Raw genomic sequence first — 14,168 nt, forward strand, 5'->3', positions numbered from 1 at the left:
AGCCCCTTCCTCACTGCAGGATGGCGTAAGTAAAAGTTGGTCATAACAGGAAGGTATTAGTTGAAAAGTAGCTGCGCCAACATCTTGATAAATGCGAAAAATTGCGTTTATTCCAAGCTCTGACGAAAGGTTAAACTTCAGCCTGGGCATGCAAGCCCGCCAACAAGGCAGCTTATCGAGCAACATGAGACATGTCGGCCGCTCAGTCTGGCCTTGAGCGGCTCGTTCAGCGGTTTCCTAGTTGAACTTGAGCTTGGCTACCTTGCTCAGTGCCCAGCCACTGAACACGTAGAACGCATCCAGGTAGAAGCGGCCTTCGTAGTTGGGTAGCGGTTCACGATTCAACAACAGCTCGGGCATGTCGGGCGACGGGGGAAACAGCGCATAAAAGCCGTTGGGCAACACCGCCAGCGCGATGAGCAGCAGGTAGGTCACGGTCCGCAGCATGGTGCCGCGGTTATCGGATTGCTCGGCCCATTTCAGGCCGAACCAGGCGATCAGGCCGGCAACCGGCAACACCCAGAAATGCGTCGGCATTCCAATGAACATTTCAGCGACTACGCTTCTTGCTTCCAACCTGGTGTTCTCCATTCAAATGAGCGGATTATTGCGGCTGGGGTCGGCAAATGCAAAAAGCCCGCTCTCGAGGGCGGGCTTTTTGTTCTCGAGGGTCAGTTGATCATGCTTTTGAACACATCAGCGCGGCGTCCAGCAGCCTGCCATGGTCGTACCAGGCATCGCGTTGATACGCCGCGAACTGGCGCTGGTTACCCGTGCCCCGCACCTCGACCAGGCCACCCGCCTTGTCGGGGTCGGTGCTATCGACGAACAGCCTGACCGAGTTATCGCCATCGACCTGGTAGGTTTTCACATTTCCTTGAAGTTCGCCTTTGACGCATCCCAGGTACGCAGGCGTACTTCTTTCCGTGGCCCCGGCCGCATAGCCATGGCCCGCACGCACATCGGGGTCATGTGCACAGCCCGCCATGAACAGTGTGGCGAAGGTGGACATCAGTATTGCACCTGCTACCGACCTTGAAGTCTTCACGCGACACGCTCCTGCCGCCCCATCGAGTAACTTGGGAAAGTGTTGCCAAGCCGCATGCACCTTTTTCGTTTTTGTCAGCCCATGTTACTGCTCGACGTCAGCCAGGCCATATGATTGTTTGCTATATCGGTTTCAGGGCGGCTTTCACCACGAAGATACTTTCGCCGTATGGCCATGAACCCGCCAGCGCGCGAACAATACCCGCCCCAAAGCGGATTTTCGTTGCGTTGTTGCCCCTATTACGGGGAAGACTGAGCCCACAATCGGGGGTCAGGCAATGGCCTTCAGGAACACCAGTGTCGCCACCAGATCCAGGAGCAGTACGGCAACCACAACGAAGACCATGTAATAGCGGTCATCCTGAGTCATTTTTGCGTTCTCCGAATGATCAGTGCCTCAGGGTCAAAGCAATTGCTGTTCCAAAAAAGTGACGCATCGATCAGGGTCGTTTCGTCCATGCCCGGCGCCTGAGCAGCCATGTGCCTGAAGCACCATGCCCTGGCCTATGCTCATGGTATCGGAGGAAGCGAATATGTGCGGAAGGCTCAGCCAGTACCGTGGCATCCACGACTTCGTTGAAACCCTGAGCCTGCCAGAGGCCTGGCGGAACAACGTCGGCGACCAGCCACTTGGCCGGTACAACATCGCGCCGACCACGCCGGTGGCGGTACTGCGGACAGATGACACAGGCCCACGAGCGGACCTGGTGAGGTGGGGATGGCGACCACACTGGGCGAACGACCGCGCTGCGCCGATCAACGCGCGGGTCGAGAAGGTGGCCCATGGCCCATTCTTTCGGGCGATCTGGCCATACCGAGCTATCACCCCAATAGACGGCTGGTACGAATGGGTTGATGAAGGTGGGCCGAAGAAGCAGCCGTACTACATCCGCCGCCAGGATGGGGGCCCTGCGCTTTGCGCCTCGATCGGCCAGTTCACCGGTACCGAGCACGACGGGTTCGTCATCATTACCGCCGACGCCCAGGGCGGAATGGTCGACGTTCACGACCGCCGGCCGGTCGTGTTGTCACCAGAACTGGCGTACGAATGGATCGCTGTAGCAATGCCGAGCGAGCACGCGGAACAACTGGTGCTCAACCTGGGTGAGCCGGCCGAAGCCTTCGAGTGGTACCGAGTGGATATCGCCGTGGGGAATGTGCGTAACCAGGGCGCCGAGCTGATAAACCCGCTTCGGTGAACGCAGGCAAATCTTTTCCGCACGTTGACAACCACCGAAGGCTGTTGATGGCGCCCTGCCCTCAACGGCCCGGTGATCAGATACCGCCCCCATATAACTGCCGTCGCACCTATGCGACAATATGCTCAATGTCTGGTCTCAACCCCGCATTTATCGCCCATCAGCTCGGGCATAGCGTGCAGATGCTCTTATCGACTCATGCGCGCTGGATTGACTCGTCCAACGACTGGCAGGTGATGGAAAAGCTCCTGACTGGTCCGAAATTGGTCCGACGCTGCGAAGAAGTCACGTAAGTTATTGATAGGTAAGCCTCTTGATCTCCACCGCCAACATCACCATGCAGTTCGGCTCCAAGCCGCTGTTCGAAAACGTTTCCGTCAAATTCAACAACGGCAACCGCTACGGCCTGATCGGCGCCAACGGTTGCGGCAAGTCGACCTTCATGAAAATCCTCGGCGGCGACCTGGAGCCGTCCGGCGGGCAAGTGATGCTCGAGCCGAACACGCGCCTGGGCAAGCTGCGCCAGGACCAGTTCGCCTACGAGGAATTCACCGTGATCGACACGGTGATCATGGGCCACGGCCAGCTGTGGAAGGTCAAGGCCGAACGCGATCGTATCTACTCGCTGCCGGAAATGACCGAAGAAGACGGCATGGCCGTCGCCGAGCTGGAAACCGAGTTCGCCGAGATGGACGGCTACACCGCCGAATCCCGTGCCGGTGAGCTGCTGCTGGGCCTGGGTATTCCGCTGGAGCAGCACTTCGGCCCGATGAGCGAAGTGGCACCGGGCTGGAAGCTGCGTGTGCTGCTGGCCCAGGCGCTGTTCTCGGACCCGGACGTGCTGCTGCTCGACGAGCCGACCAACCACCTGGACATCAACACCATCCGCTGGCTGGAAAACATCCTCACCGCACGTAACAGCACCATGGTGATCATTTCCCACGACCGGCACTTCCTCAACAGTGTCTGCACCCACATGGCCGACCTGGATTACGGCGAGCTGCGCGTATTCCCGGGCAACTACGACGAGTACATGACCGCTGCCACCCAGGCGCGCGAGCAGCTGCTGTCGGACAACGCCAAGAAGAAAGCCCAGATCGCCGAACTGCAGACCTTCGTCAGTCGCTTCTCGGCCAACGCCTCCAAGGCCAAGCAGGCCACCTCGCGAGCCAAGCAGATCGACAAGATCCAGCTGGCCGAGGTCAAGCCGTCGAGCCGCGTGAGCCCGTTCATCCGCTTCGAACAAACCAAAAAGCTGCACCGCCAGGCCGTCACCGTCGAGAAAATGGCCAAGGCCTTCGACGACAAGGTGCTGTTCAAGGACCTGAGCTTCACAATCGAGGCTGGCGAGCGCGTGGCGATCATCGGCCCCAACGGTATCGGCAAGACCACCTTGCTGCGCACCTTGGTCGGTGAAATGACCCCGGACAAGGGTGAGGTGAAGTGGACCGACAGCGCCGAAGTGGGCTACTACGCCCAGGACCACGCCCACGACTTCGAAGACGACATGACCCTGTTCGACTGGATGGGCCAGTGGACTTCCGGCGAGCAAGTGATCCGCGGCACCCTCGGGCGCATGCTGTTCTCCAACGACGAGATCCTCAAGTCGGTGAAGGTGATTTCCGGTGGTGAGCAAGGCCGCATGCTGTTCGGCAAGCTGATCCTGCAGAAGCCGAACGTGCTGGTGATGGACGAGCCGACCAACCACCTGGACATGGAATCGATCGAGGCGCTGAACCTGGCGCTGGAAAACTACCCCGGCACCCTGCTGTTCGTCAGCCACGACCGTGAGTTCGTGTCGTCGCTGGCCACGCGCATCATCGAGCTGTCGGCTGATGGCGTGGTGGACTTCAGCGGTACCTACGACGATTACCTGCGTAGCCAGGGTGTATTGGTCTGATTGATGGGGCGGCCTGGCCATCTTGTATGGCTGGGCCGGCCTCTTCGCGGGTAAACCCGCTCCCACAGGGACTGCGTAGCACTTGAGGCCAATGCAAATCCTGTGGGAGCGGGCGAGCCCGCGAATGACGATTATCTGCGTAGCCAGGGTGTAGTGGTCTGATTGATGGGCGGCCTGGCCATCTTGTATGGCTGGGCCGGCCTCTTCGCGGGCATGCCCGCTCCCACAGGAACTACGTAGCATTTGAGGCCTATGCAAATCCTGTGGGAGCGGGTTCACCCGCGAAGAATCCACCGCCGATCCCACAGGCTGGCACTGCCCGACGAATAATTCGTTAGCCTGCTTTCATTTCCTCCGCGCAACGGCCATGATGGGGCACGCCCAACCGCCCGCCCGCGAACGAGCCCATGACCGCGCAACAACCCGCCCCCGCCAGCAACACGCTGCAAATCACCCTGCAGATCCTGTCGATCGTTTTCTACACCTTCATTGCCTTCCTCTGCATCGGCCTGCCGATCGCCGTGCTGCCCAGCCATGTGCATGACCAGCTGGGGTTTGGCGCGGTGGTAGCCGGGCTGACCATTGGCCTGCAATACCTGGCCACTTTGCTCAGCCGCCCGTTTGCCGGGCGGGTCGCCGATACCCTGGGGGGCAAGCAGGCCATTCGCTTCGGTTTGCTGGGGATTGCCGGCTGCGGGGTGTTGACGCTGCTGTCAGCCTGGACCCTGTCGCTACCGCTGCTGAGCCTGGCCCTGTTGCTTGGCGGGCGACTGCTGCTGGGCGTCGCCCAAGGGCTTATCGGCGTGGCCACGCTGAGTTGGGGCATCAGCCAGGTCGGGCCCGAGCACACCGCCAGGGTAATTTCCTGGAACGGTATCGCCTCCTATGGCGCCATCGCCATTGGTGCCCCCTTGGGTGTACTGGCCGTGGACGGGCTGGACTTCAGCGTACTGGGGCCGGCATTGATGGTGCTGGCGGTATTGGCCCTGCTGGTACTGCGCAAGCGGCCGGACGTAGTGGTGGTACGCGGTGAGCGCCTGCCCTTCTGGTCGGCCTTCGGCCGGGTCGCACCCTGCGGCCTGGGCCTGACCCTGGCCTCTATCGGCTACGGCACCCTGACCACTTTCGTCACACTGTATTACCTGGAGCGCGGCTGGGCGGGCGCGGCCTGGTGCCTGAGTGCCTTCGGCGTGTGCTTCATCATCTCCCGGCTGCTGTTCGTCAATGCGGTCAACCGTTTTGGTGGCTACAACGTGGCGGTCGCGTGCATGGCCACCGAAGTGCTCGGCCTGAGCCTGCTGTGGCTGGCACCGTCGCCGCCGTGGGCGCTGATCGGTGCCGGGCTTACCGGTTTCGGGCTGTCGCTGGTGTACCCGGCGCTGGGAGTGGAAGCGATCAAGCAGGTACCCAGCAGCAGCCGCGGCGCAGGGCTCGGCGCCTACGCGGTGTTCTTCGACATGGCCCTGGCCATCGCCGGGCCGGTGATGGGCGCGGTGGCCGCGCACCTGGGTTATGCCTCGATCTTCAGCGTGGCCGCCCTGCTCGCCCTGGCCGGTGTCGGCCTAACGCTGTTGCTGGCGCGGCGCGCCGCTCGCGGCTGAACGCTCGGCCGGCTGCGGTGCGCCCAACGCCTGGCTGAAGAACACCGCGGCATCACGTTGCAGGGAATGGTGGATGTGCCGACGATCCACGCCTGCGGCATCCTGGCACAGCGTCGGCATCCGCACGGACTGTTCGGCATCGCAATGGGCCATGAACACGAAGTGCCCGGCACCGGCCAGCAGGCGATAGTCCGGCGTCACCGGCAGCTTGCGGGCAAGGGCTTCGGCGTTGCGGTCCACCGCCACCAACTGGTCGCTGTCGCCACTGTAGATCAGCGCCGGCACCCGTACCCCGGCCAGGGCATGGCGCCCGAACAGCAGGCTGAGCGGTGCCATCAGCATCACCGCCCCCACCCGCTGGTCGGCCTCTGGCACAAGCTCGCTGCGGTCGGCAATCATTACCCCGTGGGTCTTGCAGGCGTCGGCGTCGCCAGGGCGCTCCAGGCAATACTTGCGCAGGCGGTCCAGGTCGGGGCGCGCGCCTGAAAGGATCAAGGCGGTTTCACCACCGGCCGAGTAGCCGATCACCCCAACCTTGCCACCGTTCAGATAAGGCCCCAGCAAGGCATCATCGCGGGCGGCCGTAATCGCGGCACTGATTTGCAGCGGCCGGCCATACAGGTTGCTCAGGGTGCCCAGGCGGCTGTGGTCGCGGGCGTTGTCGCCGGGGTGGACCACCGCCACCACGATAAAGCCCTGGCGCGCCAGCGACGTCGCCAGGTAGTGCAAGGCCAGCGGGCTGCCGGTATTGCCGTGGGACAGCACCAGCAACGGGTACTGGCCCAACGCGACCGGCGCTTCTTCGCTCACTTCGATCGGGTAACCATCTATGCGGCTCATGCGGGTAGTGCCGATGGCCGGGTAGAACGCCAGCGCCTGCATGGGCTGGGCGTCGACTGGGTCGGGTAGCGTCATGTGGTGCAGGCCGGCAACCCATGGCGCAGCCTGGGCGTGGGCCAGCAGGCTGCCGAACAGGGCCAGCGTCAGCATGCAGCGTGAGAGCGTCATCGGCCGGCAGCTCCTTGCAGGGCGAAGAGATAGCCCAGAATAGAACCGGCCTGAGTTGCACCGGATGAAACCTGAATGAAACCGAAGTCATGCAATGCATGCCCGCGCCCTATGCATTTGCGCTTTTCGTCGAACCCGTGGCATAGATGCATGTCCACGTCTTTACGTGACCGTTTCGCGCCATTTAAGGAGATTCATGCATGAGCAAGCCCGCCTACGTGCCACCCAAGGTCTGGCGCAACGACGCAGCGTCCGGTGGCCAGTTCGCCAGCATCAACCGCCCGGTTGCCGGCCCGACTCACGACAAGGAGCTGCCGCTGGGCAAGCACCCGCTACAGCTGTACTCCCTGGCCACGCCCAATGGCGTCAAGGTCACCATCGCCCTCGAAGAGCTGCTCGCTCTGGGCCACCCGGGCGCCGAATATGATGCCTGGTTGATCCGCATTGGCGAGGGTGACCAATTTTCCAGCGGCTTTGTCCAGGTCAACCCCAACTCGAAGATCCCCGCCCTGCTCGACAACAGCGTCGAGCCGCCAGTGCGGGTGTTCGAGTCGGGTTCGATCCTGCTGTACCTGGCGGAAAAGTTCGGTGCCTTGTTGCCGAAAGCGCCAGCTGCACGCACCGAAAGCCTGAACTGGCTGTTCTGGCAAATGGGCGCGGCGCCGTACCTGGGCGGGGGCTTTGGCCACTTCTATGTGTATGCGCCGGAAAAGTTCGAGTACGCGATCAACCGCTTCACCATGGAAGCCAAGCGCCAGCTCGATGTGCTCGACCGCCGCCTGGCCGAAAGCCGCTACCTGGGCGGCGAGGAATACAGTATCGCCGACATTGCCGTGTGGCCGTGGTATGGCCAGCTGGTGCGCGGCAACCTGTATGGCGCGGCGGAGTTCCTGGCGGTGGACGAATACCCGCATGTGCAGCGCTGGGCCGAAGAGATTGCCTTGCGCCCGGCGGTGCAACGTGGCACACGAGTGAACCGGACCTGGGGGGATGAGGCCAGCCAGGTGCCGGAGCGGCATGTAGCGGCAGACCTGGATTGAGCTGCAATCGGGGCCGATACAGGCCCCGACAATGCCCGCCTGCAAAAAACCATTTGCCCCCGCGCAAACCTGCGCCCGCCAAGCCCTTCTTGTACACTCCTCGCATTAGCCCCCACCTGCACATTTTTTTGGTGAACGCATGATCGAGGTAACCGAGGTTTCCATTGCCGAGCTGCGCGACGCGCTCGAGTCGGGCCGCACGACGGCGGTCGAGCTGGTCCAGGCCTACCTGGCGCGCATCGACGCCTACGATGGCGCCGACACCGCTACTGCCCTGAACGCCGTGGTGGTGCGCAACCCCGAGGCGCTTAAAGAGGCCGCAGCCTCCGATGCCCGTCGCGCCAAAGGCCAGGTCCTGAGCCCGTTGGACGGCATCCCTTACACCGCCAAGGACAGCTACTTGGTCAAAGGCCTGACCGCTGCCTCCGGCAGCCCGGCCTTCAAGGACCTGGTGGCCCAGCGCGACGCCTTCACCATCGAACGCCTGCGCGCCGCCGGCGCCGTGTGCCTGGGCAAGACCAACATGCCGCCCATGGCCAACGGCGGCATGCAGCGCGGCGTGTATGGCCGCGCCGAAAGCCCGTACAACGCCAACTACCTGACCGCACCGTTCGCCTCGGGTTCGTCCAACGGTGCCGGCACCGCCACCGCCGCCAGTTTCAGTGCCTTCGGCCTGGCCGAAGAAACCTGGTCCAGCGGCCGTGGCCCGGCGTCCAACAACGGCCTGTGCGCCTATACCCCGTCGCGTGGGGTGATTTCGGTGCGTGGCAACTGGCCGCTGACACCGACCATGGACGTGGTGGTGCCCTATGCCCGGACCATGGCCGACCTGCTGGAAATCCTCGACGTGGTCGTAGCCGACGATGCCGACAAGCGCGGCGACCTGTGGCGCCTGCAACCCTGGGTGCCAATCCCGGCGGCCTCGACAGTGCGCCCGGCTTCGTACCTGGACCTCGCCGTGGATGCCAGCGCGCTCAAGGGCAAGCGCTTCGGCGTGCCGCGCATGTACATCAATGCCGATGCCGAAGCCGGTACTTCCGAGAAGCCTGGCATCGGCGGCCCCACTGGCCAGCGCATCAACACCCGCGCCACGGTGATCGACCTGTGGCAACAGGCCCGCCAGGCACTGGAAGCGGCCGGTGCCGAAGTGCTGGAAGTGGACTTCCCGCTGGTGTCCAACTGCGAGGGCGACCGCCCGGGCGCGCCGACCGTGTACAACCGCGGCATCGTCAGCAAGGAGTTCCTGCATGACGAGCTGTGGGAGCTGTCGGGCTGGGCTTTCGACGACTTCCTGCGCGCCAACGGTGACCCCAAGCTCAACCGCCTGGCCGATGTCGACGGGCCACAGATCTTCCCCCACGACCCGGGTACCCTGCCCAACCGTGAGGACGACCTGGCCGCCGGCATGGACGAGTACGTCAACATGGCCAAGCGTGGCCTGAAGACCTGGGACCAGATCGAGACCCTGCCCGACGGCCTGCGCGGCCTGGAGCAGACCCGCAAGATGGACCTGGAAGACTGGATGGACAACCTGGGCCTGGACGCGGTTCTGTTCCCCACCGTGGCCGACGTGGGCCCGGCGGATGCCGACGTAAACCCGGTATCGGCGGACATCGCCTGGAGCAACGGCATCTGGGTGGCCAACGGCAACCTGGCCATCCGTCACCTGGGCGTGCCGACCGTGACCGTGCCGATGGGCGTAATGGCCGATATCGGCATGCCGGTGGGGCTGACCTTTGCTGGCCGGGCTTACAGCGACAATGCGCTGCTGAGCTTTGGAGCGGCCTTCGAGGCCACCGGGTCGCGTCGAATGATCCCGCCGCGTACCCCGCCCCTGGGCTGAGGGTCAAAGGGGCCGCTTTGCGGCCCATTCGCGGGTTTACCCGCGAATGGGCCTGGAAAAGCAAATCGCCTAATTCAACTTTATGTGTAAAAATACACAAAACGTTGATTTTGCGATCTGCCATGCCGATCACCCCAAGCGAAGAACGCCAGCTCACCCTCACCGTCCTCAAGGCCGCCATCCAGGCCCTGGGCAGCGTTGCCGCGCGCAACATGGAAATCCTCCTGCACGACCTCGACCATCCGGAACACTCCGTGGTGGCGATCGTCAACGGCCATCTTTCCGGGCGCAGCATCGGTAGCCCAATCCTCGCCGCCCCGGAACAGGACCAGGGTTTCAAGGCGCTCATGCAGGCCTCGGCCGATCAGCACGGCTGCGAGCCGGTGGTGCTGCCCGATTACCCCACCACGCTGAAGGGCCGCACGCTGCGCAGCGCCACGGCCATCTTTCGCGACAGCACCGGCCACCCCTTCGCCAGCCTCTGCGTCAACACCGACGTCACCGACCTGGATGCCGCCATGAACTTTCTTCAGCAGTTCCAGCCGCTAGGGGCCACACCTGCCGTCACTGAACCCGCCGACATGGAACTGCTGATGAGCGAGATAATCCACGCGTCCCTGCAGCGCAGCGGCCAGGGGCGAATGAACAAGCAGGCCAAGGTCGAGGCCGTGCGCGTGATGCAGGAGCGTGGCCTGTTCATCGTCAAGGGCGGCGTGGAGAAGGCCGCCAGCGCCCTGGGTGTGACCCGCTACACCGTATACAACTACCTCGAGCAACTGCGCGGAGCCAGCCAATGACCTTGCATGTCCACACCCCCCTGATCGAGTCCCGTCCGCTGTCGCTGGCTGCGGGCAGCAACGTCTGGCTCAAGCTCGACGCCCTGCAGCCCTGCGGCTCGTTCAAGCTGCGCGGTGTGGGCCACGCCTGCGAGGTGCACCATGCTCGCGGCGCGCGGCATTTCGTGTCTTCCTCGGGCGGCAACGCCGGCCTGGCAGTAGCCTATGCCGGGCGCAAGCTGGGCGTGCCGGTGACCGTGGTAGTGCCAGAGACCACCACTGAGCGCGCCAAGGACCTGCTACGCCTGGAGGGCGCCAAGGTGGTGGTGCATGGCAGCTCCTGGCAAGAGGCCAACGCCCTGGCGCAGACCTTGGTCGGCCCGGATGACGCCTTCATCCATCCATTCGATGACCCGCTGCTGTGGGCCGGGCATGCCAGCCTGGTGGATGAAGTGGCCGAAGCCGGCGTGAAACCGGATGCCGTTGTGTTGTCGGTAGGCGGCGGCGGTTTGCTCAGTGGCGTGGTCGAGGGGCTGAAACGCAACGGTTGGGACGATGTGCCTGTGCTGGCGGTGGAAACCGAAGGTGCAGCATCGCTGCATGCGGCCATTCAGGCGGGGCATTCGGTGGAGCTGGAGCGTATTGCCTCGGTGGCGACGTCGCTGGGGGCCAAGCGTGTGGCTGACCAGGCGCTGGTGTGCGTGCAGCAGCATCCGGTGCACAGCCACCTGGTCACTGACCGCGCTGCGCTGGAAGCCTGCGAGCGGTTCCTGCTGGACCATCGCGTGCTGGTGGAGCCTGCATGTGGGGCGGCTTTGGCGTTGGTCTATGCAAAGGGCGCCCTGGCGCAGTACCAGAATGTGCTGGTGGTGGTTTGTGGCGGGGCTACCGCCACGCTGGAGCAGATCCAGGCATGGTTGCAGCAGGTTGATTGAGGTTGCCTGTACCGGCCTCTTCGCGGGAAAACCCGCTCCCACAGACTGGACTGCGCAAGGTCTGAAGCAAGCGCATTCCCTGTGGGAGCGGGTTCACCCGCGAACACCGGCGGAGCCGGTGCCATCCAAATGCAACACTCATCGGATTCTCCTTGCGGCACCCGGTTGCTGCTTACGATAGTCACATGCCGCTGTTCTACTGAGCCCGCCGCAACCGGAAAAATCCTCTCGCAACGGCGTCAACCACGACGAAATGCGTAACCCACCCTTTCGGTCTGCGGCAAGTGAAGGCACAATGCGTGTCCTTTTTTTGGCCGGCCTGGCCGGGGGCCTTTAAATGATCAAGACGCCGTACTACCTCATCGATAAAACCAAGCTGCTGGGCAACATGGAGAAGATCGCCTACGTGCGCGAACACTCCGGTGCCAAGGCCCTGCTCGCCCTCAAGTGCTTTGCCACCTGGTCGGTCTTCGACCTGATGCAGCAGTACATGGACGGCACCACCTCTTCGTCGCTGTACGAGCTCAAGCTCGGCCGCCAGAAGTTCGCCGGCGAAACCCACGCCTACAGCGTGGCCTGGGCCGACGACGAGGTCGAGGAAATGCTCGATAACTGCGACAAGATCATCTTCAACTCGATCGGCCAGCTGCAGCGCTTCGCCGAACAGTCCGAAGGCAAGGTCCGTGGCCTGCGCGTCAACCCGCAGGTCAGCAGCTCCGACTACCTGCTGGCCGACCCGGCCCGCCCGTTCAGCCGCCTGGGCGAATGGGACCCGGCCAAGGTCGAACAGGTGATCGAGCAGATCTCCGGCTTCATGTTCCACAACAACTGCGAAAACGGCGACTTCGGCCTGTTCGACAAGATGCTCACGCACATCGAGGAGCGCTTCGGTCACCTGCTGCACAAGGTCGAGTGGGTAAGCCTCGGTGGCGGCATCCACTTCACCGGTGAAGACTACGCGCTGGACGCCTTCTGCGCGCGCCTGAAAGCCTTCTCGGAAAAGTACGGCGTGCAGGTGTACCTGGAGCCGGGCGAAGCGGCCATCACCAACAGCGCCTCGCTGGAAGTGACCGTGCTCGACACCCTGTACAACGGCAAGCACCTGGCCGTGGTCGACAGTTCGATCGAAGCGCACATGCTCGACCTGCTGATCTACCGCCTCAACGCCAAGATGGCCCCCAACGACGGCGCGCATACCTACATGGTCTGCGGCAAGTCGTGCCTGGCCGGTGACATCTTCGGCGAATACCAATTCGATCGTCCGCTGGCCATCGGTGATCGCCTGTCGTTCGTCGACGCGGCGGGTTACACCATGGTCAAGAAAAACTGGTTCAACGGTCTGAAAATGCCATCCATCGTGGTCAAGCAACTCGACGGCAGCGTCGAAGTGGTGCGCGAGTTCGGTTTCGAAGACTACGTTTCCAGCCTGTCGTAAGACCGGCTTTCAGTAAGGAGCAAGGGATAAATTGAAGAAGAACGTTCTTATCATTGGTGCAGGAGGTGTCGCCAAGGTGGTGGCCCACAAGTGCGCGCAGCATAACGACGAACTGGGTCGTATCGCCATCGCGTCACGGAACATCTCCAAATGCCAGGCCATCATCGACAGCGTCAAGGCCAAGGGTAGCCTCAAGGTACCCGCCGACATCCAGGCCTTCTCGCTCAATGCCCTCGATGTCGAGGCAACCAAGGCGCTGATCCGCGAGACCGAATCGCAGATCGTGATCAACGTTGGTTCCGCCTTCCTCAACATGTCGGTGCTGCGTGCCTGCATCGATACCGGTGTCGCCTATCTGGACACCGCCATCCACGAAGAGCCGGGCAAGATCTGCGAGACCCCGCCGTGGTACGGCAACTACGAGTGGAAACACCTCGAAGAGTGCCAGGCAAAGAACATTACCGCCATTCTCGGCGTCGGTTTCGACCCGGGTGTGGTGAACAGCTACGCCAAGCTGGCGCAGCAACAGTATTTCGACAGCATTGACTCGATCGACATCCTCGACGTCAATGCCGGTTCGCATGGCAAGTACTTCGCCACCAACTTCGACCCGGAAATCAACTTCCGCGAGTTCACCGGGCAAGTGTGGAGCTGGCAGAACAGCCAGTGGACCAGCAACACCATGTTCGAAGTCAAGCGTACCGACGACCTGCCGGTGGTAGGTTCGCAGAACCTGTACCTGACCGGCCACGATGAAGTTCACTCGATTTCGAAGAACCTCAACGTGCCGAACGTGCGTTTCTGGATGAGCTTCGGCGAGCACTACATCAACGTGTTCACCGTGCTGAAAAACCTGGGCCTGCTCTCCGAGCAACCGGTGAAAACCGCCGAAGGCCTGGAAGTGGTACCGCTGAAAGTGGTCAAGGCCGTGCTGCCGGACCCAGCCTCGCTGGCCCCGGGCTACACCGGCAAGACCTGCATCGGTGACCTGGTCAAGGGCACCAAGGATGGCCAGCCGCGCGAAGTGTTCATCTACAACGTGGCCGACCACGAAGAAGCCTACGCCGAGACCGACAGCCAGGGCATTTCCTACACCGCCGGTGTACCGCCAGTGGCTGCCGCCCTGCTGGTCGCCCGTGGCGAGTGGGATGCCAAGCGCATGGTCAACGTCGAGGAGCTGCCAGCCGAGCCGTTCCTCAAGGCGCTGGACGTGATGGGCCTGCCGACCCGCGTCAAGGATGAAAAAGGCGATCGTCCCTGGGACGCTGAAGCCTAAGCAGCAAGAAAGAGGGGCGCCATCAAGGCGCCCCGTCTGTTTTTGCAGGCCCGGGGCGCTTGGGGGGGGGGGGGGGGGAGGGGGCGGGCCGGCGGTGGGGTGCGGTGG

At 62.9% G+C, this 14,168-nt stretch carries 12 protein-coding genes and 1 pseudogene; 10 read left to right on the top strand and 3 right to left on the bottom strand.

The genetic code is table 11. The features are described from left to right. Nucleotides 1–237: 237 nt before the first annotated feature. Entirely contained in the window at nt 238–549 is a 312-nt protein-coding gene (locus IRZ77_RS23620) for a hypothetical protein (RefSeq protein WP_046617246.1), read from the bottom strand. A gap of 130 nt (nt 550–679) precedes the next feature. Beyond that, nucleotides 680–1,012, bottom strand: coding sequence for a hypothetical protein (locus IRZ77_RS23625; protein ID WP_196174517.1), 333 nt, complete (start codon nt 1,010–1,012; stop codon nt 680–682). Nucleotides 1,013–1,580: 568 nt separating this feature from the next. On the opposite strand from IRZ77_RS23625, the gene IRZ77_RS23630 reads away from it, so the two are divergent. From IRZ77_RS23630 to IRZ77_RS23640, 4 genes and pseudogenes are all read left to right on the top strand, one after another. Further along, on the top strand, nt 1,581–2,246 hold the full coding sequence (locus tag IRZ77_RS23630; RefSeq protein WP_085598801.1) for an SOS response-associated peptidase: 666 nt from the start codon (nt 1,581–1,583) through the stop codon (nt 2,244–2,246). 69 nt (nt 2,247–2,315) lie between these two features. After that, a pseudogene (locus tag IRZ77_RS27010) lies at nt 2,316–2,539 on the top strand (site-specific integrase); the annotation flags it as partial. Between the two features lie 20 nt (nt 2,540–2,559). Further along, nucleotides 2,560–4,146 (top strand): ABC-F family ATPase, encoded by a 1,587-nt coding sequence (locus tag IRZ77_RS23635; protein ID WP_046617243.1) that lies wholly within the window; start codon nt 2,560–2,562, stop codon nt 4,144–4,146. Between the two features lie 407 nt (nt 4,147–4,553). Beyond that, nucleotides 4,554–5,747 carry an MFS transporter gene (locus tag IRZ77_RS23640; protein WP_085598657.1) on the top strand — a complete coding sequence of 398 codons (1,194 nt, stop codon included), beginning with the start codon at nt 4,554–4,556 and terminating at the stop codon, nt 5,745–5,747. Here the strand turns inward: IRZ77_RS23640 and IRZ77_RS23645 are convergent. After that, complete coding sequence (locus IRZ77_RS23645; protein WP_196174518.1) at nt 5,709–6,755, bottom strand: alpha/beta hydrolase family protein; 1,047 nt, start codon at nt 6,753–6,755, stop codon at nt 5,709–5,711. The two genes, IRZ77_RS23640 and IRZ77_RS23645, sit on opposite strands and share 39 nt — an antisense overlap. Before the next feature lie 200 nt (nt 6,756–6,955). On the opposite strand from IRZ77_RS23645, the gene yghU reads away from it, so the two are divergent. The 6 genes from yghU (at nt 6,956) to IRZ77_RS23675 (ending at nt 14,060) form a co-directional block, all read left to right on the top strand. Continuing rightward, nucleotides 6,956–7,795 (top strand): glutathione-dependent disulfide-bond oxidoreductase, encoded by an 840-nt coding sequence (gene yghU, locus IRZ77_RS23650; RefSeq protein WP_196174519.1) that lies wholly within the window; start codon nt 6,956–6,958, stop codon nt 7,793–7,795. 139 nt (nt 7,796–7,934) lie between these two features. Beyond that, the gene (locus IRZ77_RS23655; protein WP_046617262.1) at nt 7,935–9,638 is read left to right on the top strand and encodes an amidase; all 1,704 of its coding nucleotides are present in this window, start codon (nt 7,935–7,937) and stop codon (nt 9,636–9,638) included. Nucleotides 9,639–9,760: 122 nt separating this feature from the next. Continuing rightward, complete coding sequence (locus IRZ77_RS23660; RefSeq protein WP_046616557.1) at nt 9,761–10,435, top strand: helix-turn-helix transcriptional regulator; 675 nt, start codon at nt 9,761–9,763, stop codon at nt 10,433–10,435. Continuing rightward, entirely contained in the window at nt 10,432–11,349 is a 918-nt protein-coding gene (locus tag IRZ77_RS23665; protein WP_046616558.1) for a pyridoxal-phosphate dependent enzyme, read from the top strand. Before IRZ77_RS23660 ends, IRZ77_RS23665 begins: the two co-directional genes overlap by 4 nt. 337 nt (nt 11,350–11,686) lie before the next feature. Beyond that, entirely contained in the window at nt 11,687–12,784 is a 1,098-nt protein-coding gene (gene nspC, locus IRZ77_RS23670) for a carboxynorspermidine decarboxylase (protein WP_025338965.1), read from the top strand. A gap of 31 nt (nt 12,785–12,815) precedes the next feature. Further along, complete coding sequence (locus IRZ77_RS23675) at nt 12,816–14,060, top strand: saccharopine dehydrogenase family protein (protein ID WP_003248123.1); 1,245 nt, start codon at nt 12,816–12,818, stop codon at nt 14,058–14,060. The last annotated feature ends 108 nt before the right edge of the window (nt 14,061–14,168 follow it).

This window comes from Pseudomonas pudica (assembly GCF_015680405.1).
Classification (GTDB): domain Bacteria; phylum Pseudomonadota; class Gammaproteobacteria; order Pseudomonadales; family Pseudomonadaceae; genus Aquipseudomonas; species Aquipseudomonas pudica.